At 52.9% G+C, this 19,789-nt stretch carries 17 protein-coding genes; 2 read left to right on the top strand and 15 right to left on the bottom strand.

The window, feature by feature from the left end:
- Positions 1 to 79 precede the first annotated feature (79 nt).
- From CO251_RS10550 to CO251_RS10490, 13 genes are all read right to left on the bottom strand, one after another.
- On the bottom strand, positions 80 to 1,231 hold the full coding sequence (locus CO251_RS10550) for an MFS transporter (RefSeq protein ID WP_103375770.1): 1,152 nt from the start codon (positions 1,229 to 1,231) through the stop codon (positions 80 to 82).
- 48 nt (positions 1,232 to 1,279) lie between these two features.
- A complete protein-coding gene (locus CO251_RS10545; protein WP_103375769.1) occupies positions 1,280 to 2,038 on the bottom strand; it encodes a glucosamine-6-phosphate deaminase in 759 nt (252 codons plus the stop codon).
- Entirely contained in the window at positions 2,031 to 3,605 is a 1,575-nt protein-coding gene (gene nagZ / locus CO251_RS10540; RefSeq protein WP_158246294.1) for a beta-N-acetylhexosaminidase, read from the bottom strand. Before nagZ ends, CO251_RS10545 begins: the two co-directional genes overlap by 8 nt.
- Entirely contained in the window at positions 3,602 to 4,777 is a 1,176-nt protein-coding gene (locus CO251_RS10535) for an exo-beta-N-acetylmuramidase NamZ domain-containing protein (RefSeq protein WP_103375767.1), read from the bottom strand. The genes nagZ and CO251_RS10535 overlap by 4 nt, the downstream gene beginning before the upstream one ends.
- A gap of 2 nt (positions 4,778 to 4,779) precedes the next feature.
- On the bottom strand, positions 4,780 to 5,481 hold the full coding sequence (locus tag CO251_RS10530; protein WP_103375766.1) for a PIG-L deacetylase family protein: 702 nt from the start codon (positions 5,479 to 5,481) through the stop codon (positions 4,780 to 4,782).
- The gene (locus tag CO251_RS10525) at positions 5,478 to 6,443 is read right to left on the bottom strand and encodes a GNAT family N-acetyltransferase (RefSeq protein WP_103375765.1); all 966 of its coding nucleotides are present in this window, start codon (positions 6,441 to 6,443) and stop codon (positions 5,478 to 5,480) included. The genes CO251_RS10530 and CO251_RS10525 overlap by 4 nt, the downstream gene beginning before the upstream one ends.
- Before the next feature lie 46 nt (positions 6,444 to 6,489).
- Entirely contained in the window at positions 6,490 to 7,533 is a 1,044-nt protein-coding gene (locus CO251_RS10520; RefSeq protein WP_103375764.1) for a GNAT family N-acetyltransferase, read from the bottom strand.
- A 19-nt stretch (positions 7,534 to 7,552) separates the two neighbouring features.
- Positions 7,553 to 8,599, bottom strand: a complete 1,047-nt coding sequence (locus tag CO251_RS10515; RefSeq protein WP_103375763.1) for a serine hydrolase — start codon at positions 8,597 to 8,599, stop codon at positions 7,553 to 7,555.
- Positions 8,600 to 8,915: 316 nt separating this feature from the next.
- Complete coding sequence (locus tag CO251_RS10510; protein ID WP_103375762.1) at positions 8,916 to 9,917, bottom strand: ABC transporter ATP-binding protein; 1,002 nt, start codon at positions 9,915 to 9,917, stop codon at positions 8,916 to 8,918.
- The gene (locus tag CO251_RS10505) at positions 9,914 to 10,915 is read right to left on the bottom strand and encodes an ABC transporter ATP-binding protein (RefSeq protein ID WP_207654674.1); all 1,002 of its coding nucleotides are present in this window, start codon (positions 10,913 to 10,915) and stop codon (positions 9,914 to 9,916) included. The genes CO251_RS10510 and CO251_RS10505 overlap by 4 nt, the downstream gene beginning before the upstream one ends.
- A gap of 4 nt (positions 10,916 to 10,919) precedes the next feature.
- Positions 10,920 to 11,834 (bottom strand): ABC transporter permease, encoded by a 915-nt coding sequence (locus CO251_RS10500; protein ID WP_103375761.1) that lies wholly within the window; start codon positions 11,832 to 11,834, stop codon positions 10,920 to 10,922.
- A 6-nt stretch (positions 11,835 to 11,840) separates the two neighbouring features.
- Positions 11,841 to 12,833, bottom strand: a complete 993-nt coding sequence (locus CO251_RS10495; RefSeq protein WP_242968549.1) for an ABC transporter permease — start codon at positions 12,831 to 12,833, stop codon at positions 11,841 to 11,843.
- Positions 12,834 to 12,902: 69 nt separating this feature from the next.
- Positions 12,903 to 14,708, bottom strand: a complete 1,806-nt coding sequence (locus CO251_RS10490) for an ABC transporter substrate-binding protein (protein WP_158246293.1) — start codon at positions 14,706 to 14,708, stop codon at positions 12,903 to 12,905.
- Positions 14,709 to 14,947: 239 nt separating this feature from the next.
- Here CO251_RS10490 and CO251_RS10485 point away from each other — a divergent pair, with 239 nt between their 5' ends.
- Complete coding sequence (locus tag CO251_RS10485; RefSeq protein ID WP_158246292.1) at positions 14,948 to 15,832, top strand: MurR/RpiR family transcriptional regulator; 885 nt, start codon at positions 14,948 to 14,950, stop codon at positions 15,830 to 15,832.
- A gap of 188 nt (positions 15,833 to 16,020) precedes the next feature.
- On the opposite strand, the gene CO251_RS10480 is transcribed toward CO251_RS10485, so the two are convergent.
- Entirely contained in the window at positions 16,021 to 16,872 is an 852-nt protein-coding gene (locus tag CO251_RS10480) for an NAD(P)-dependent oxidoreductase (RefSeq protein ID WP_158246291.1), read from the bottom strand.
- A 151-nt stretch (positions 16,873 to 17,023) separates the two neighbouring features.
- Here CO251_RS10480 and CO251_RS10475 point away from each other — a divergent pair, with 151 nt between their 5' ends.
- Positions 17,024 to 18,376, top strand: coding sequence for an O-antigen ligase (locus CO251_RS10475; RefSeq protein WP_242968560.1), 1,353 nt, complete (start codon positions 17,024 to 17,026; stop codon positions 18,374 to 18,376).
- Between the two features lie 22 nt (positions 18,377 to 18,398).
- Here the strand turns inward: CO251_RS10475 and CO251_RS10470 are convergent, their stop codons facing one another.
- Positions 18,399 to 19,010 carry a S9 family peptidase gene (locus CO251_RS10470; protein WP_103375756.1) on the bottom strand — a complete coding sequence of 204 codons (612 nt, stop codon included), beginning with the start codon at positions 19,008 to 19,010 and terminating at the stop codon, positions 18,399 to 18,401.
- Between the last annotated feature and the right edge of the window lie 779 nt (positions 19,011 to 19,789).

Below are 19,789 nucleotides of genomic sequence, written 5' to 3'. Positions count from 1 at the left end.
GTTCTCTCCTCTGTTTTATGCCGTCAACGCCTGCAAGTCTTCAAAATAATTCTTAGTATACTGGGTTTGCGTTCTTTTTTCATGCCGCCCATGCCCTGGACTCAGGCAGTCGCGGTACGGCTATCAGTGAGAAAACCGTGAGCACCAATAAACACCAAATGGGTGCCAAGGGGTGCGTGTGGCCAGCCATCGCGGTCAGCGGCATTACCATTAAGGCCCCTAGGCCATTGGCCAATCCCAACGCCACTCCGGAGCCCATAGCCGGATTGTCTGGAAAAATATCTTGTCCCATGAGCATCGTCAAAGATGACGTACCAAATAAGGCCACACCGAGCACGGATAAAATAAGCCATAAATAAGCTTGGGGCAAGGCAATATACAAGGCTAACGCTACCGCAGCCAACACTGTGGTGACCCATACGATGGGACGGCGCCCCGTCTTGGCACTTAAATATCCGCCGTAAAGATTGCCCGCAATTCCCACGCCAATAAAGACGGTCACTAACGATGCAGCGCTGACCAAAGAGCCGCCTCGCGCATGCCATACAATAGGCGACAATGTCACAATTTCATAAATCGTTGCGGACCGTACCGACGAAAAGCCAATGAGCCATCCGGCCCGACGTCCGTGTCCACGCCAGTGAAACGTGGCCGAGCGCGCTTTGTGCAAAGACGTGCCCAATGGAATGTACCGGAACAGCGCCGGCAATGACACCAACAACGGCAGAGCCATGAGGCTCAATGCCGTCAGTCCCATGTGTCCCACCAGATATCCCGCGGCAGCCGGAGAAAGGGCCCGCCCCAGTTCGCCGCCGACTAAAAATACGGACATGAAAAGTCCGGGATGGACCGTCGCCAACTTGCGGGCTTGGGACAAGGCTTGCGGATGAAAGAGCGTATTGCCTAGCCCCGTTAAAATCAAAACAATAATCATCACCAGAGGCCGATGAAAAATGCTGAGCAGTAGGGCTCCTAACGCCGTCAACAAAACTCCACCTAAAATAAGGCGCCGTCCTCCCAAATGGTCCGCCCACAATCCTGACAACGGCTGAAGAGTCTGAGCCAGTAAGAGTGCCGTCATAAGCGATCCCACGAGAGGCAACGGCATATGGCGATCAACGGCTAAAAAAGGCAAAATCCCGGGCAGAAAATTAGCCAGCCCATCATTCATAAAATGCGTCCACGTCAGAGCCGCCAATCCTGACTTCCATGTTGTCGTGCCAGCCGCCATATAGTCACCCCATCATATTATACCGAGACGGCTTGGAGTTTTGAAACATTAGGTTCCTGCGCGCCCCGCCAAGGCATTGATACGCGACGCTGCGGCTTGATCGGCAATCACAAGGACATGAGGATGCTGCGTCAACACCGACGCCGGCACAGCCGGCGTGGGAGGCTCTTTCAATAGTTTCTCTAATGCCCACGCCTTGCTCTCCCCAAAAGCGGCTAACACGATGGTGCCAGCTGCCATAATTGTGGCCAGTCCCATGGTCACCGCCTGTTGCGGCACATCATCCAAATGACCATCAAACCACGCGGCATTAGCCTGGCGCGTAGATTCGGAAAGGGTCGCCACATGCGTCAAACTATCAAAGGGTGTCCCCGGTTCGTTAAAGCCAATATGCCCATTGCGTCCAATGCCTAACAGTTGCCAGTCAATGCCGCCATGATCAGCGATTGTCTGGTCATAACGTGGTGCTATCTGAGCTAAATCGGGCCCACAATGCGGAGGCATAAACCATTTCTGTTTCCGCATGCCTAACGGCCCAAAGAGATGCTGTTGCATATAATAGGTAAAAGAATGCGGATCGGAGGCACAAAGGCCGACATATTCATCAAGATTAAATGTCGTCACCTGATCCCATACAACGCGCCCAGCCCGAACTTGGCGCACAATATCTTGGTAGATCGCAATAGGCGTCGAGCCCGTCGCCAGTCCCAAAACCGATGCGGGCCGCGCCGCGACCTGTTCCAAAGCGAGTTCCGCGACGCGGTGGGCCGCATCAGACGCTGTCTGAAAGATTTCGAGCTCAATCATCAGACCCCAACTCCTTTGGTGTCACATCATCGCTTATCGCTTCCACCATCACGGGCAGATGACCTTGGCCAGATTCTTGAAAGGCTAACGCGCGCACCGCTGCTTGGATCATCCAAGGTGTATTTTCGTAAAGGGCATACACACGCTTCGCTGGTGAAAACATCGGCCATTTATAGGGGGTATGCACTAACAGCACGGCCGAATGCCCATGACGCCTTAATTGATCAATCATGTCCGGGTCTACCTTTTGCCCGGCCGTGACGAACAAAAGCCAGTCGGCTTCATGCAGCCGTAACTCCTGCGCGATGTGGTCGTAAGCAACCCCTTCCACTACGGCTCCCGGCAACACTTCGCGCACTGTCTGAACAGTCCGGTCGAGAGGATCCAAGCCCGCTGCCACCATATGCGGCTTATAGGGATCTATCACCACCGCCACGCGGCGCGGATACGGCCAATGAGGTTCCTGATCGACCAACGGGGTAAGACAAGCCCGCGCACTCTGCCGCTGCAGATCATAAGCTGCCGCGCGCAGATCATCGGGCATGTCCAATGAAGATGCCGAAGAGCTCACCGTCGCTTTTAATTGGGCAATACGGCTTACCGCTTCTTCAAGCCGTGCAACGGGCAGTTCGTGACTGTGGACAGCCTGAGCAATCGCCAAGATGGCCTCTTCTTGGCGATCGAGGCGATGGGAAATCATCACCATGTCTGCACCTGCCAATAAGGCCATCACCGCCCCACGACCTACTCCCACCCCGTTGGCGATTGCGTTCATCTCCAAGCAGTCTGTGGTAATCATGCCCTCAAACCCCAAGCGCTCGCGTAAAAGGCCCGTTAACACGGTAGGAGATATCGTTGCAGGCCGCTCGGGGTCAAGTTGTTCGAATACAATATGCGCCGTCATCACGGCACGCACGCCCGAGTCGATAGCGGCTTCAAACGGTACTAATTCGGTACGCTGCATACGTTCGAACGAATGACGGATGATAGGAAGGTCGAGATGGGAATCGACTTGCGTATCCCCGTGGCCAGGAAAATGTTTAGCACAGGCAATCACCCCCGTTTCCTGCAAGCCTTGAATCATACGCGTCCCCAGTCGGCTCACTTCCTGCGGGTTATCGCCATAAGACCTCACACCAATCACGGGATTTTCCGGGTTATTATTGATGTCCAATACCGGGGCCAAATTCATATTAATGCCGCAAGCGGCCAAGAGCTTCCCGGTCATGATGCCGATTTGATAACTGAGTGCCGGATCATGACTGGCCCCCACCGCCATATTGCCTGGCAATCCCGGCACATCGGGGCTCAGGCGGCGCACTAAGCCATTTTCTTGATCTGTACAGATCAGAAGCGGATGGGTTTGGCCATTCGCGCGCGCCAAGTCTTGCAAATCTGCGGTAAGTTTTTGCACCTGTTCCACATGGTGGATATTACGGGAAAAAAGAATAATATTTCCCACATGATGCTCTTCAATTAAGCGACGTGCATGATCATCGAGCATATCTTTTGCAAATCCACAGACCAATACTTGTCCAATAAGGTCCCGTAATCCCGAATCAATCACAGTCCCACCTCCTTGGGGTCGGTCGTTCCATATAAGCGGTCCTCTGCCGTTTCTTCCATAAAGCGCGCGCGTTCATGGCTCTCTCGGGTAAAAATTTCCTCAATATGGCCTAAAGATAGGGCCGTGCGCAAATCCTCCGAACCGGCCAACAGATCAAAAAACAAGGGACCTCGCTGGTGGGGATTCAAAAATTCCACCTTATCCGGGTAATCTTTCAAAAGTTGATATAGTAACATGACCCCCGCGCGCCATGCCGCGACTTGACGCCGATGGGTCACATGCAGCTGTACGCCTTGGCATAACGTCCCTTGGTACTGCGAACGCCACGGCACAAAGAAGACCGGCCGCGCCCGGATCCCCGCCATATCCCAATGATTAAAAGCATCCGCCAAGGCAAACCCGTCAATAAAGGGGGCTCCAATCATCTCAAACGGTTTAGCCGTCCCGCGGCCGACCGAGACATTTACCCCTTCAAACAAGCACGTGCCAGGATAAAGCGTCATCATATCCAGTCCGGTCGTATTGGGCGATGACGGCACCCAAGGTAGACCGGTCTCATCCCAGTACATCTTCGGGTTCCACCCGCCAAGCGTCATCACCGACAGATCCAACCCTACAAAGCGCGTGCGGCGTAGCCATCGCGCGATTTCTCCCAGCGTCAGTCCGTGGCGCGCTAGCACGGGAACCGCTCCCACAAACGAGCGACACTGCTCCTCTACCAGCCATCCTTCGGCGCGGTCGGCAATGGGATTGGGCCGGTCCAAAACCAGAAGGCTCACCCCTGCCGTTTCACACGCCTCCATCACACCCACGAGCGTGCTTAAATTGGTATAATATCGACTACCGATATCTTGTAAATCAAAAATCACCATGTCCAACCCACGAAGCATGCTCGGGTCCGGTTTTCTTACCTCCCCATATAAGCTCTGCACGGCAAGCCCTGTGTGCCCATCACGGCTTGAGGCGACGTGTTCCCCTTCCAGTGCGGCATTATAAAGCCCATGCTCAGGGCTAAACAATCGCAGCAGTTCGTGCCCAAACGCCTGATACAAACGTTCAATGACAGGCTGCAACTGCCCATCACACACGCTGTAGTTACTGACCAAGCCCACCCTACGTCCTTGTACACGCTCGGGTTCCATTAATAGACGATCAATGCCTAAGGTCACCATACTCAATATCCCGTCCCCAAGAGACTCATTTTCCGGTGCAGATCGCCATCTGGGACCATAAAGGCCTGCGCCATCGGAAATCCCCGAGGAGCCCCCCGCACCACCATCAACGCGTTATAGTAGGCAATAAAGGGAAAATGACTGGTCTCCCCCCGAGCATACGCGTAATGCGAAACGCCCTGCAGCCAACGCTCATACGCATCCGGCTGTATCTCCACAAAGACTTGGGGCTCAAACCCCGCACTGTCTTCCCAATTGTCGGCATAATAAACGAAAGGCACAAAATGAGAAGGGGCAGGGCGTTCATAGGTTTTCAAACTCGCATAAAACAGCGCCTGTTCGACAACTTGATGGGTGTTGGCGTGGTCGGGATGAATGCTGTGTTTCCAATGCGTGACAACAATCTGGGGTTTCAATTCTCGAATCAGGTCTACCACTTCGTCCACCACCGGCCCCGTGGCCGGCAGTTCCGCGTCATGATACGAGAAAAACCGCACGTGCGCCCCAATCGCCGTGGCAAAACCTTGGGCTTCATCGCGCTTTTGGATAGCATAATCCGCCACCGGCATGGTCGGATGCCCTTTCTCTCCAAGGGTTAAGTGCGCTATCGTCACCTCATCATGGCTCAAGACGTGTTGCGCCAACACGGCCCCGCAGGTTAAATCCATGTCGCCGGCATGGGCGCCAATTGCCAGCACTCTCATGCGCGCTTCTCCCCTTTCACATCTTTGACCAACACATGAAAACGCCTAGTGACCGAAAATCCTGCCCGCCGATATAAATGACCCGCTGGCTCGTGCTCCCCCGTCCATAAAAACCACGCAGTATGGTGCCCCGCCTGTTGCATCCGTTCGAGCGTCCGGTACAACAACACCTTGCCAAGACCAGTGCCCCTTAGGTCTTTGGCGACGCCAAAAGGCCCAAACCGTTCGCCTATGTCGTCATAACCGCCAAACATGGCAAAGCCTGCAACATCCCCAGCGTCCCCTCGGGCTATCATGATGCGGGAATCCGGTACACCACTAGACAATCCCTCGCGCACCGCCCGCAACCAGTCGGGGTCAAATTCTTGCTCAACGAATCTCAACAAAGGCCAGATCGTCGTGGTGGACAAAGTCTGAAATGTATACCCCTTCTCCATCAAGCGCTTCTCTACGGCGCGCACGTCGGGGTCAACCCTAAAGGTGACTAAGCTTTTGTCCATTGCGGCAGCTGTATAAAGCAGGCGGAAGCCTTCGCGCTGAAAAAATTGCTGTGCCTCGGGATATACCACCGCATCGAGTCCTGGAACAAAATAGTGGGGGGCATAAGACGCAAAGAACACATGGGAACGTCCTTGCCTTAGAAAAAACTCATAGGCCTCGGAAAATAAGGCGGTCGCAATATGTTGACGGCGAAAATGGGGATCGACCCCAAACGCGGTAATCCACCCATTGTGTGGCTCTAAGTCTTGACCGTATAAAGGCAGTCGGCGCACAACGGCTAAGACAAATCCCACGATCTGGGCACCTTGCACCGCCACCAACAGCCCTTGCGGATTGAAATTAGCGTCGAGCAATACTTTGCGCCGCCACCGTTCTTCCGTCATGCCATCGTAGGGCGCAGCCCGGTTCCATACATCGATGAGAGCCCGGTCGTCACCAGGTTGATAGGGTCGAATAATCATGCGAGTTCATCCTCGTCCTATTGACATTAAGAGGTTTTACAACCCCTCAAATATAGTTGAGATCATCCGTTAACATTAACGGCAGGTTGTATTGGCCCTTATTTCTGCCAAAATAGCGAGCCGTCACATCGCCCCAATCCCCCTCTTCCCTGGGCCAGGGCTCATACTCCGCAAGCCATGCACGATAAGCACTGCGTAACACGTCCTCATTGACAACCTTGACCGTTCCTTGCAAAGGACCAGGGACTAGGGTCCATCCCTTCTCATCGGCTAGTCGGTGCATAGAGAAATCCGCCTCATGAATATGAAACTGCAAATGTCTAATGTTCATATGCGTCATCACATAAGGCAACGCTTGGACAATGGCGGCCCGGTCCCCCGCCCACTCCATAATCGTGCCTTGGTCAATCGAGCGCGCGGACACATAGACCACCACGTAAGCCACCGGATGGTCCTCGGGGCCAATGACAAACAATTGTTGGTCAAATCCGGGACGTTGAAACCACAGTGCGTTCAGCAAAACTTCCATGTGTGCCGTCGTCCGCATAAAGCGGTAGGGCTCTTGCCGGTAGAGACGGATTAAACGCGAAGCGTACGAGGCTCTGAGGTGCGCCGGAACTTGGCGCAAAGGATAAGACAATCGGGGCATGGATGGTGTCAACTCGATAAAAACGGTCTCCATCTGGCCCACGGCGATGGCCCCTTGGCGCAAGTATAAATCCCGGTCTCCAGATATCAAACATAACGCTTGCTGCTCATCGCGCATGGTATCAAATACGACTTGGAGGATGCGAGAAGCCAGGTGGCGCCCGCGATATTCCGGCACAGTGGCCACCGACCCAATAGATGCCACTGGAACCGCCGCCCCCGGCACCATGCCAATTTGCTTCAGCACCCCCACCATGCTCACCGGACGCCCCCGGTCCTCAACAAAAAATAAGTTGGCCGAATTGCGGGGGTCAAACAAATGAGGGAATTCTCGGGGCATTCCTTCTCCCGGCGGCCGCTGGGGCCGGTATATGCGGTCCACCATCTCTCCTAATGCCCCGAGATCGTCTGGGGCGGCACGCTTCACCCTAATCGCATCCATTATGCCTTCGTCCTTTCACCTACTCAAATAACGTTTGGGCGACGGCGTTATGAAATCGCCGACGTAAATCACCAATTTCCGTTTGCCGTCCAAAATGGACGCGATTCGTCAAGAGAATCGCCCAATGGCGACTGATGGGATCAAAGATGCACGACGTTCCCGTAAACCCGGTATGTCCTGCCGTGCTCTGGGGCCACAAGTCTCCCGTGACGCTTTGCGGATCGCCCGGCAGAACCCATCCCCATCCTCGGCGCCCATGGGCCATTTCGGTATGCAGTAAAACGGCTCGCTGCCTCACCGCACGGCCGAGGACCGGGGTTTTCTCATCGGGATCTGCGGTCCACAAGCTTAGATACTTCGCGAGATCCTTAGCCGGTGCAAATACCCCTGCATGTCCCGCCACTTTGTCCATGGCCTCCGCGTTTTCGTCATGCACGATCCCCACTTTGGGCTGGCCGTTAATTACCTCGGTCGCTGCAATATCCGCATCAGAGTCAGGACAGTAGCGGGTAGAGTGCATGCCTAAGGGTTTAAACACCTGCTCTTCCACAAATGTCGCAAGAAAAGTTCCCGTGATTTTCTCGACTAATGCCCCTAAGATAATAAATCCCAGATCGCTGTAGACCACTTGTTGTCCGGGTGGATACGCTAAAGGCTCTTTGAGAACCCGGTCTATCATGTCTTGGCGTCCTTTGGCATGCGCATAAAATGGTTGATGGGGAACCAATCCCGCGGTATGCGTTAGAAGTTGACCGATGCGTACCTGCCCTTTATCCCCCTCGCGAAAGGCCTCAAAATACCGTGAGAGCGGTGCCTCGAGCGAGAGGTCGCCTGACTGAACCAACACCAAGACGGCAGGCAATGTCGCCACCACTTTGGTTAACGAGGCTAAATCGAACACCGTATCCTTATGCATGGGCCGACTCTCCCCATACACTTGCGCACTGCCCATCGCCTCACGCCACAAGACTTTGGCACCACGACCAGCAGAGGCCACAGCTCCAGGAATCATCCCTGTCTCAACAGCTTGCCGAACCACTCGCTCGGCCGCGCTAAAATCTCCCAACGTTCTCTCCTAGTTTCAAAAACCTCCCTAATCCTGAGGCTTTTAAGTCCTAATAGACCCGTGGCGTCCCAGATTAAGCGGCTGAGACCTAAAAACCCAAAGCCCCGCAAAATCGCAGGTCTTTCCTATGGGCTCAGTCTGAACCTTCCTGCACGAGGAATTTTATTCGGATAAGATGTTCTAGGCTTTACGCCTGAAACATTCTCAATGCCACAAATTCCCGGTGCCTTGTCGGGACCACGAAACCAGGGTGCCTCCTTTCTCTTTTTGGGGTCTTACTGCAATTGTGTGATGGTGTTTCGTCCAAAGGCCTGAGTTATTCGCTTAAGGGAACGGCCACGACATGGCGCTCCTTAGGATAATGACAGGCATATTGATGGGCCGTCCCCACAAGTTCTGGTTTTTCTTGTCCACACAATGGTTGTGCATAAGGGCAGCGCGGAGCGAAGGCACACGCGTGTTCCGGAGGTTGACCATGTCCAAATTCTTTTAAGGGGATATACCGATCAGGCCCTGGCTCTTCTAATCCTTTGAGCACGGGCACGGCGCTTAAGAGCGCTTGCGTATAAGGATGCTGCGGATGCAAGATGACCTCATCGGTAAGCCCGTGCTCGACAATCCTGCCCTTGTAAATAACAAACATTTGCCCGTCATCCCCGACGTAACGGGCAGAAGCCACATCGTGGGTGATAAACAAGACGGAAATCCTAAAGCGCTCCCGTAAGTCCCGCAACAGTTTCAACACCCCTAGCCGCAAGGACACATCAATCATAGAGACAGCTTCATCCGCCACCAGCACCGATGGGTCCACCGTTAAGGCCCGAGCAATCACAATGCGCTGACGCTGTCCCCCTGAGAGCATATGCGGATATTTATAAATGACTGCATCGGGATCAAGCCCTACCAACTCCAGCACCTCGTGCAACCTGTGCATAATCCACGCTTTGTCCGCTCCCCGCTCTTTCGCAATAACTTTTAACGGATCAGTCAAAGCTTGTTCAATCGTGCGCGCCGGGTTGAGTGCCTGATAGGGATCTTGCTGAATCAATTGCACCCGGCGTAACAACGCCGCACGCTGACGTCGGGGCAACTGTGCGAGGTTCTGTCCGTCCATGACCACCTCGCCGGCGGTATAAGCCTCTAATCCGGCCAAGATGCGACCGATGGTGGTTTTCCCGCACCCCGACTCTCCAATAAATGACACCGCTCCGCCGTCAGGAATGTGAAACGAGACATCATTTACGGCCTTTATGGCATCATGGCCTAGTAAGCCGCGGGTTCCGGGAAACGTCTTCTCCAAATGTCTGACCTCAATCATTTCGACATCACCTTAAAACATGCGACTTTGCGGCCAGGACCTGCCATCTCATAGGGAGGCCGATGATTTTCGCATTGGGCCATGCGTTCGGGGCAACGATCGTAAAATAAGCAAGCGTTTTGCACAAACGTCTGAAGATCTGGGGGCGAGCCCGCAAGAGCCACGGCCTGATCAAGATTTCCCGAAATTCGGGGAATCGCTCGAATCAGCCCGCGCGTATAAGGATGTTGGGGATGGGCCAAGACGTCCTCGGTCTTTCCTTCTTCCGCCAGTTCGCCACCGTACATAACGATGACGCGGTCGGCTAAGTCTGCCACCACTCCCATATCGTGCGTAATCAAGATAATGGTTAGGCCGCGTTCTTCCTGGATACTCCGCACAATTTCTAGAACCGATGCCTGCGACAACATGTCAAGGGCCGTTGTGGGTTCATCGAGAATCACGATTTGGGCGTCGAGCACCAATGCAAACATGATGCCTACCCGTTGGCGCATTCCACCGGATAACTCATGCTGATACGACGTTAAGACCCGGTCCGCATCCATACCCATGCGTTCCAAAAGCTCCTTAGCGCGGCGCAACAACGCCCGCAAGTCTTTGACATTATGGGAACGTCCTAAATCCAGCACCTGATGTCCAATGCGCGTTAAAGGATTCAGAGAGTTTTGAGCGGCTTGGAAAACAAATCCCACATGACGGCCCCGCGCCCTGCGCTGACTCTCCTTGTCCAGCGTCATCATATTGCCGACACCATCGATAATCACGGAACCTTTGACAATTTTGCCTGGATGCGGTACGGCATTCATCATAGCCATTGCCAATGTCGACTTGCCCGATCCCGATTCCCCGATGATGCCGGTAATCTGACCCCCGACAATGTCCAAATTAATTCCGTTGACGGCCGGAATTTGTCCTTGACCCGTGGTATAGACCACTTCCAGCCCACGAATGGTAATCCCCGCAGCAGGCGGCGCTGTCGGCAATGAATTGGCACTCACGAAATTACGCCTCCTTCAACCGCGGATTGAAAATTTCATCGACGGCATCCAAGAACAACACCACGCCCAAAGTCAGAATCAACAACGCGAGAAGCGGAGAGAGCAAATACGGCAAGGCCTGCGCACTAGACATGGCGCCGGCAGAGAATACCGCCAAATTGAGCATCACACCCCAGTTGTTGACCTGAAACGGTACGACGCCTAAGAAGAACAACCCGACTTCGGCATAAATGCTACCCGTCACGGCTAACAACAAGTTCATCGCGATATAGGATCCAACGTTCGGTAAAATCTCTCTAAACAAAATGTGAAACGGAGACAACCCCAAAGTCATGGCTGCCTCAATAAAACCCCGTTCGCGCAACGACAGAGTTTGCGACCGCACCGCTCGCGCCAACCCACCCCATCCGGTAATGCCCAACACAAATCCCATGGCCACAGGCTGTCCAAAGTTCCATACCGTAGATAAGACCACCAGTAAGGGAAATCCAGGAATGGTCAGAATAAAGTCGGTAATGCGCATAATCACGGAATCGGTCCAGCCCAAGTAGTAGCCTGAAATCAAGCCCAAGGCGGTTCCGAACACGACGGTAAAGACAGCCGCCATGGCAGCCGCGAACAAAACGTAACGCGCCCCGGTGATAATTAAGGCTAAATTACTTGTCCCCTCAAAATCGGTGCCCAGCGGATAACGCCAGCTGATGGGCGCATAAATCGCATTAGGGTTAATCGGCAGTTGCTTGGGATACAAATAGGGCCCGAAAATCGCCATCAAGGCAAACAGCACAATAATCCCCAGCCCAATCAGGCGCCCGGGCTTCTTGACAATAATCCGCCAAGCATTCTTAAGAAATGAGGGATGGCCCGAGGGTCCCTTGGATGGTCTAGACGAACTGCTGGTGCTAACGGCTAAAGACATCTCGGCTCACCTCCGAATCCTAGGATCGACGACCGAATACAAGAAATCTGCGACAATGTTCGCGACAATGACCGCCACCGTAATCAGCAAAAACGCTCCGCTCATCAAAGGGTAGTCGCGCGAATCAATCGCATGCAACAACAGATTGCCAAGCCCCGGATAATCGAAGATATCCTCAATGAACAAAGAGCCGCCGAACATAAAACCAATCGACAGCGCAAAGATCGTAAACAGCGGCAAAATCGCATTGTGCGCAATATAGCGTAAGCGCGTCGACGCTTTGATTCCACGCACCTCAGACGCCAGGATAAAGTCATCACCTAATACGCTGATAACGCTGGATTTCATGGTCAAAAGCCATCCCCCATAACTGGATAACGCATACGTCGCTACGGGTAAAATGGCATGCCGGATCAAGGACATGATAAAGGGGCCATTAAATCCGGGTGTCAACGCAGCATTATAGGGCGCACCAAACGGTAATAGCGCCCATATCGTCGTAAAGACATAGGCAAGAAACAGTCCCATGACAAACTGCGGAATTCCATGCATAATCGACCCAGAGAGCGTAATCGCGCTTCCCACCGGTGAGGAACGTTTGACGGCTGCAATGACCCCCGCTAACACGCCCACAATAAAGCTAGCAATCAGGCCTGTCGTCACCAAGATAATGGTCCAAGGTGCTGCGTTGAGAATGATATGAAGCACTGGGACCCCTTCATAAGAAATTGATCGCCCCAAATTCAAGTGCAAGATTTGCCCAATGTAATGCAAATACTGCTGCCACAGCGGTTGATGAGGGATAAAGCCATACATCACACGCACCGCATCCATCGCTTGCACTGGTGTCATTCCGCGCATAATCAGCTCATTATACTTGGCGGACACCGGATTTCCCGGCATCATGCGCACAAGGAAAAAGGTAAACGACGCAACGACCAGCACCATAACGATTCCCGCCACGATCCGTTTCGCTAATCGGATGAGGATGTTTTTCACGTGTGGTCCCTCCGCATACACCATGATGAGCCAGGTCAGGCCCAAAAGACCTGACCCGACACTTTTCCCTTATTTCGGCTGCACGTAGCCGCTCATAATCCACACACCCGGGGGGTTGTCTAGCATGCCATTGTTATGCACGGGGAAATCCGTAAAGCGGGTGGTATTAATAAACTGCACATTGATATAGTTCCACAGCGTGATCATCGGCAAGCTTTCATTCGTGGCCAAAGCCAGCTTTTGTACAATAGGACGCTGTTGCGCAGCGGTCAGGCTGTTGAGATCATAGGTCAACTGGCCAGGATTGACCATTTTCCCGTTCGGCAAGGGAATTTCTTGCGGAGAGTCGACCCAATTGCCTTCCGTCTTGTTACTGTATGGATAATACACCAACTGGCCGCCTACCACGTTATAACCATCATTGGGCCCATATATCCGCTGGAAAGTCGGATACGCTTCGGGGCCTAACGCATTGATCCAGAAGGCCAGCGCGTACTTGTCCAGCGCAATATCTTTAAGGTATTCTGAATAGCTGCTCACAATGTCTGGAGAGGTGGGAATGCCAAACTGCGTCATTTCAGTCGAAATCACCTTCGCGGCCTCAATCCAGTCGCTAAAACCGTTCACGGTATAAATCGTCGCGGTCCACGGCTTGCCATTAGGCATCATCCACTTGCCATTGACCTTCTTGAACCCAGCCTTTTCTAACTCTTTGGTGGCTTCACTGAGGTTATAGCTATAGGGGTTCAGCTCCTTAATTTGGGCAGGGGTCAGCCATTTTTCGGTAGCCTGATCGACCATACCATCCGAGTACTTAGACACCGTCCCGACCACCGGTTCCGCCACTTTCTGGACAACATCGCGGTTAATGACATGCGCCAGAGCATGACGGACAGCCGGCATACCGTAAGGATAAATGCCTTGGTTGAATGCTAAAGCGGCTCCCACGTACGATGGCGATACGACTTCCTGATTGCCCTTCACCTGCAAAATACGGTGAAGGATGTCCGTCGGCATGGCGGTAAAAGGCGCCATGTCAAGTTGACCCGCAATCAGATAGTTCCAGATTTGCTGGTTGCCTGTATAGTTGCGAAAGACCACTTGTTTGATATGAATTTTATTCGCAGCGTAGAAGTCAGGGTTTTTGACAAGCAGCGCTTCACCCGGGTTCAAGTTCTTGATCAAAAAGGGTCCGGCCGAAATATCGGTCTTGGGCGCGTAGTCCACCACGGACTTGCCAATGTTCGTCAGTTCTGTCTGCGCTTTCGTTGCTAAGGCTTTCAGCGCTGGGTTGCTGCCGGTATACATCGATTCGTCAATAATCGTCCAGATGTTCTTGCCCATAATGGGGTCGTATTCAAAAGCGGGTATAATGGGTTGCTGCATAAGCGAATTGAAAAACAAATTGTAGTTTTGGCCGGGCACTTGCGTAAACTGCACTTCTGTCGGCGAAATGACTTTGACACTGCCCAAATAAAAAGCTTGCGAGTTGCCCTGGGTAAAGCCTGCAGCCATGGACGCCTTGACATCCTGCGCTGTAACCGGCTGCCCATTCGACCATTTTGCATTAGGCTGCAGCCACACGGTCACAGTTCGCCCGCCATCAGAAATTTGCCATTTCTTAGCTAATCCGGGATAGAAGTCATTGGGATTCGTCGCCGAATTCGTGAACCATCCCAATTGCATCACATCAAAACTCATAAAACTGTTCCCATTAGTGTTGAAGGGGTTCATCGGAGCCCCGTCGGTAATGCCGTGCGCTTCATCAATCGTGGTGAAGGTCTGAGCTGCGGCACTGTGTGTTGGGGAGGCGCCACAGCCTGCCGCCAACACCCCTAAGCTAGCAATTAGCGCTAGAGGAAGCACTTTCTTCATGATGTCTCTCCTTATCATTCGATTGAAAAGCTGTTTAATCGCCAAATTTTCCGACATAAACACGCTGCATACTGTAAAATTTCAGGGAATTTGCTATAAGCTGTATAGAAATCTGGGGCTTATGTTATCATATTTCAAAAGTAGAACCAATAGAGTGAAAAAAATATTCATCTTCAATTACAAAATATTTTTTCATTCCACATTTCACCATCATGGTTAGGGGAAAGAGAGGACAAGCCATGGCTATCTCTGGGGTATTAGACCGTCTGAGCAGCACGTTACCAACCTTGGCAAACTCGGAGGCACGCATTGCTCGCTGGATTTTAGAAAATCCCCACCAGCTCGTTGACTTAACCGTTAAAGACCTAGCGCAACTGACTGGAAGCAGTCAAGCCGCCGTCATTCGCCTGTGTAAATCGATTCAGGTCCCAGGCTATCAAGCTTTAAAGGTGGCTATTGTCGCCGATATTGCTCGCGAAGATCCACCAGCGGGTAACCGATTTGTCGAAATCGATCCGGCCGCCTCCCTTTCACGGTCCATTCAGTCTTTGCGCCGCAACGCCATCATGGCCATCAATCGCACCCTAAATGATGTGCGCGAGCATGATATTGAAGAACTGGTGACACGCATTCAGAAAGCCCGCTGGATTGTACCGTACGGCATTGGGGCTTCCGCGGTCGTTGTCAAGGATTTTCAGCAAAAACTTTGGCGCCTTGGCCTCCCAATCTTTTTCTCTGAGGATTTCCATGTGATGGCGACCATTGTCGGGCAGCTTTCCGACCAAGACGTGTTCTTTGCGGTGTCCTATTCAGGCGAAACCGCCGAAGTGCTCGAACTCGCTCAATTGGCCCGGTCTAAAGGGGCAAGCGTGGCCGCTTTGACACGTTTCGACCGAAAAAATCCCTTAGCCCGCATGGCCGACTTGCCATTTTACGTCTATGCCTACGAAGCCTCGCCCCGCATTGGCGCAGGTTCGTCGCTCATCGCGTCGTTGGTGGCTCTCAACGTACTGCTCCTTGCTCTTGCCAACGCCTTCGCCGATGATGCGCAGTCAAAACTGTCGGATAGCTTACAAGCGGTGCTAACGCACCGCCGTCCTCCACGCACAACTGGAGAAAACTAGCTTTGCCAAATGCTCAAAATGAGCCTATTATGGTAAGCAACTTTGGTCGGGAGGTCATCCAACATGCTCTGGATTCTCGGAGGGATTGCCATGGTCGTTGCCTTGATTATTGGCATCCGGTATATGAAAGACCATCAAGAAGAAGAACCCTAAATGAGGATGGCTTTCCAAAAGACCGGGACGGCCTGTTATTCGCCCCGCCCGGTCTCTACAAAGGCCATATCTTGTCCGCCTCTCTCACTTTGTCCGTCCTGCCGAAACACAGATTCTAAGCATGCTAATACGGGGAGTTCTACACCGATACGTGCTGCGAACTGCAAAGCCAGTCCTAAATCCTTGGCCAGCATGCGAATGGGAAACTCTGCCGATGCATCGCCTGATTCCCATTTTGGCCGCTTGACGTGCATCACAGGCGCATCTAATGACGACATTTGAAGAATATCAAGAACTTGACTGCGTGTCACTTGTGCTGCGTCCGTAATTTTTAACATTTCCGCCATTCCGTCCATATAAAAACCCAACAGCGTGTTCATGGCCAATTTCACGGCTACCGCCTGTTCTGCACGTTTTGTTTCAACCACCCGGCCAAACCGCTCCAATGTGCTCATGACCCCTGAAATCGCTGACGGCGTTCCTCCAGCTATCACCACTAAATTCCCGGCTTCTGCCGGCTTTAAAGAACCGAGCACCGGAGCTGCAACAAAATGGGCTTCCCGATTGGCGCAGACGGCCTCATACCGTCTCGTGCTGGCCACATCTCCCGTTGTCATATCCACCCATGTAGACCCCGGCGCTAAATGCCCATAGAGCGCTTGTTGCCCGATGTCTTCCACCGCATGATGGTCTGTCAGCATCGTGATCACGCACTGGGCCTGCGCAACGTCTTGCGCCAGGTTTGATGATACCTGATACCCATAATCGTGATGCAGCTGCAACGCCACATCCTCGGTACGGTTGTATATAATCGTGGTCGCAGGATCTAATCGCCGCACCATGCGCCGCCCCATTTGTCCTAGGCCAATAAAGACTGTGGTTTGCACGAACCATGCCCCCTTATGACAACATTTGTATTTAATGGTAACACACAGGAAACCTACCTTGATTGGCGAAACATTAAGAACGAAGTAAGATAAGGCTAATGCCACCGTGAAGCTCATTTTAGCCACCCTAGGGAGTGTTCCGTGTTTGACTATGAAAGCCGCAGTGTATAAGATTTGGTTTCTTCTTCTCGCGCTCTATGTGATAAGTGCTCCGTTTGAAGGGTATATTGTGGTGCCAGGAACCGGCGGGCACTCCATCGTCTCTTTGCTTCAGCGCCTTATTGTCCTACCTTTGCCTCTTTACGTGCTGTATCAGACCCTGCGCCAAGAGCCCCATACTCCCTGGTGGTATCTCGTGCTGTTGACTGCATGGCTTCTCTGGGTCGGATTGACGTTTGCTATCTTTAGTCCCCATACCTACTATTATGTCTATTACACGTGGGAGCAAATCGCCGGATATCTTCTTGTTCTTAGCCTTTGGACATTAAGTCGACATCGTACATGGGCTAAAGCCACCGTGCTTTTCACCTTGTTTCTCTATTATGGCGCCACACTCATGGTAAGTTTCTGGGAAATTCGCACGGCACATCATTTGGGTCATTCCAGCGAAGGGGGCGCCCACCCCAAGCCCATTCCCACAGCATTTTTCTATGGTCCGAATCATTTAGGCGCAGCGCTTGCCTTAATCCTGCCGTTTATCGCCTTCGCCGCCTCCTTAGTACGCACCCGCTGGGCATATATCATAAGCAGCCTTTTTACGCTAGCCGGGCTGTATGTGCTCTATAAAACAGGGAGCCGGGGAGGAGAACTTGCAATTATCATCGAATTCGCGGCACTGCCGTTCGTCTTGCCTCGACCCTATAAACGCCTCGCACTAGTAGCCCTAGCCGCGGTGCTGGTTGTCTTTACGAGTCTGATGCTCTACATGCAGGCCTTACCTCAGACCGCTCACCTGCCTTTTGCCTTGACGAAAGTCCGTCACATTGCCGATTTATTTGCGTATCACCCACACCGCGTCACTGCGCATCAGGGGCCTGGATCTTTAGCGATTCGATTAGCGTTGTTGCACAGTGGTCTTCAAGCCTTAAGCCACCATCCGTGGGGATTAGGGCCCCGGGGAGCCGAGCGATATTACTTATATTATGTCCACCATAAAAGCCCTTATAATACCTACGGTGTCATCGATGCCCATAACATGTGGCTAGAAATCGCCATCGATTTTGGCTGGCTCGGCTTAAGCCTGTATGTCGTCTTTTATGCCGCCTTGCTACAAGGACTCTACCGTCTGCGCCATGCTTCCGACGCCTTTCAGCGCTATGTGGCGTGGAGTGGCTTTATCGCCCTCACCGGTTTTATCATCGGGTCGGTATCTCCCTCGAGTGTGATGATTGGGTTTAATATTATGTGGATTGTCTACGGAACAGCCCTCATAGCCATACGCCAAGGAACAGAAGATGGCGCAATCAACAAAAAAAGGCACCGTCAAGACACGGCACCTTTTTAATACACCACTCGAATTTCGGCAGTTACTCTTGCTGTGCTGAGACAGTGGCCAAAAACGCGGACACCTCGGCTTCCAACAGGGAACGGTCAGGGCCCTGCCAAATCTTTTGGGCGTGACGTCCGCCCGGAATCTCTTTGAGAGTTTTCGGCTCAGGGGCAATCCGAAACACCGCTAAGGTTTGATCATGCATCATTTCACTCTCACTCACGATGAACAGTTTAGGCATGGTTCCAAGACGAACAGCGGTCGCGTCAGGCACAGCCACCGTGGACCATGTAATCAATGCCGCAAAAAGTTCAGGACGTAGGGCAGCCGCGCGCAAAACCCCGCCGCCACCGCGAGAGGCGCCCAAAGCCACCACGTGGTGGCCGCGTGAACGCAATTCGCTCGCTACGGCAATAACGTCAAGCTCAATGGCGTCGGGCCCTTCCGAACCCACTGAAGACGCCCCGTAACCCCGAAAATTAGGAATAGCGACCGTATAGCCAGCTTGTTGCAGCGTCTCGCCATATTCCACAAAACTATCGCGGTCAAAAGCCTTGCCGTGGCACAAGATGACCCCGACCTTACCCCCTGTGGCAAAATAGGTCTCAATGCGCGCCCCATCGGCCGCGACGACGGTAAATTCATCCATGAGCTTCACCTCTTTCAAAATATTACCATACTTTAGTTCTCTCGCCCAATGAATCAACCTCACCCGATTGAACAATGTTGCTTGGCCAAATCAGTATGGTCGATCCCAGGTACTCGCATCCGATTCCGCGGCCGGATGCTAAGTTTTCTGGGTGCCCTTCTCGCCATCGCGGCGCGTCTTGACGCGCCCGACGGTCCATGAACTCTTTCGCCACCTGCGAGCGCTCCAACAGCCTGATGGTTCCCGCACCGTGTCGCTGCCGGAGCCCTTTCATGCCATGTTTTGGGCCTTCTTGAAGGTCTTGCGATTATCTGAACGGTGTGTTACGGAACCTCCGCCCCCGGCGCCCTCGAGCTAGCCGGATGCCCTGAAATTCCTGTATAGGAGAGGCTCAGGTGCGAAATGCGTGCTACCATTGGGCGACCCACAGAGGCTAGGACGGGGACAAGGGCCACAGTGTTACCGTCGCCTTGCCCCCGTCTCCATTGCCATATGGTCTTGTTCCGCCCCAGACGTCGGAGCGAAAAACCTCATAGGTGTCTTAACGCTCACTTTTACACAAAAAGAAAGCAGCTCCGTGGTGGCGGGAAGCTGCTTTGCTTTGAAATCTCCCTAAACCTCTTTAGTTATTCGGCAACGTCAAACCATTCCCTCATCACATCAAACCATTCCTCAAATTTCTCCTCGACCTCGCGCGTTTCCTTTTCCATCATCCACACCTCCTGATCAAAAGTTCCGCCGCTGATGCCCTTATTTTGTGCCTAGGCGCTTTAATCGAC

The organism is Sulfobacillus sp. hq2 (assembly GCF_002903155.1).
Classification (GTDB): domain Bacteria; phylum Bacillota; class Sulfobacillia; order Sulfobacillales; family Sulfobacillaceae; genus Sulfobacillus; species Sulfobacillus thermotolerans.
The sequence above is the reverse complement of the archived record's forward strand: the minus strand, read 5'-3'. Positions and strand labels throughout refer to the sequence as shown.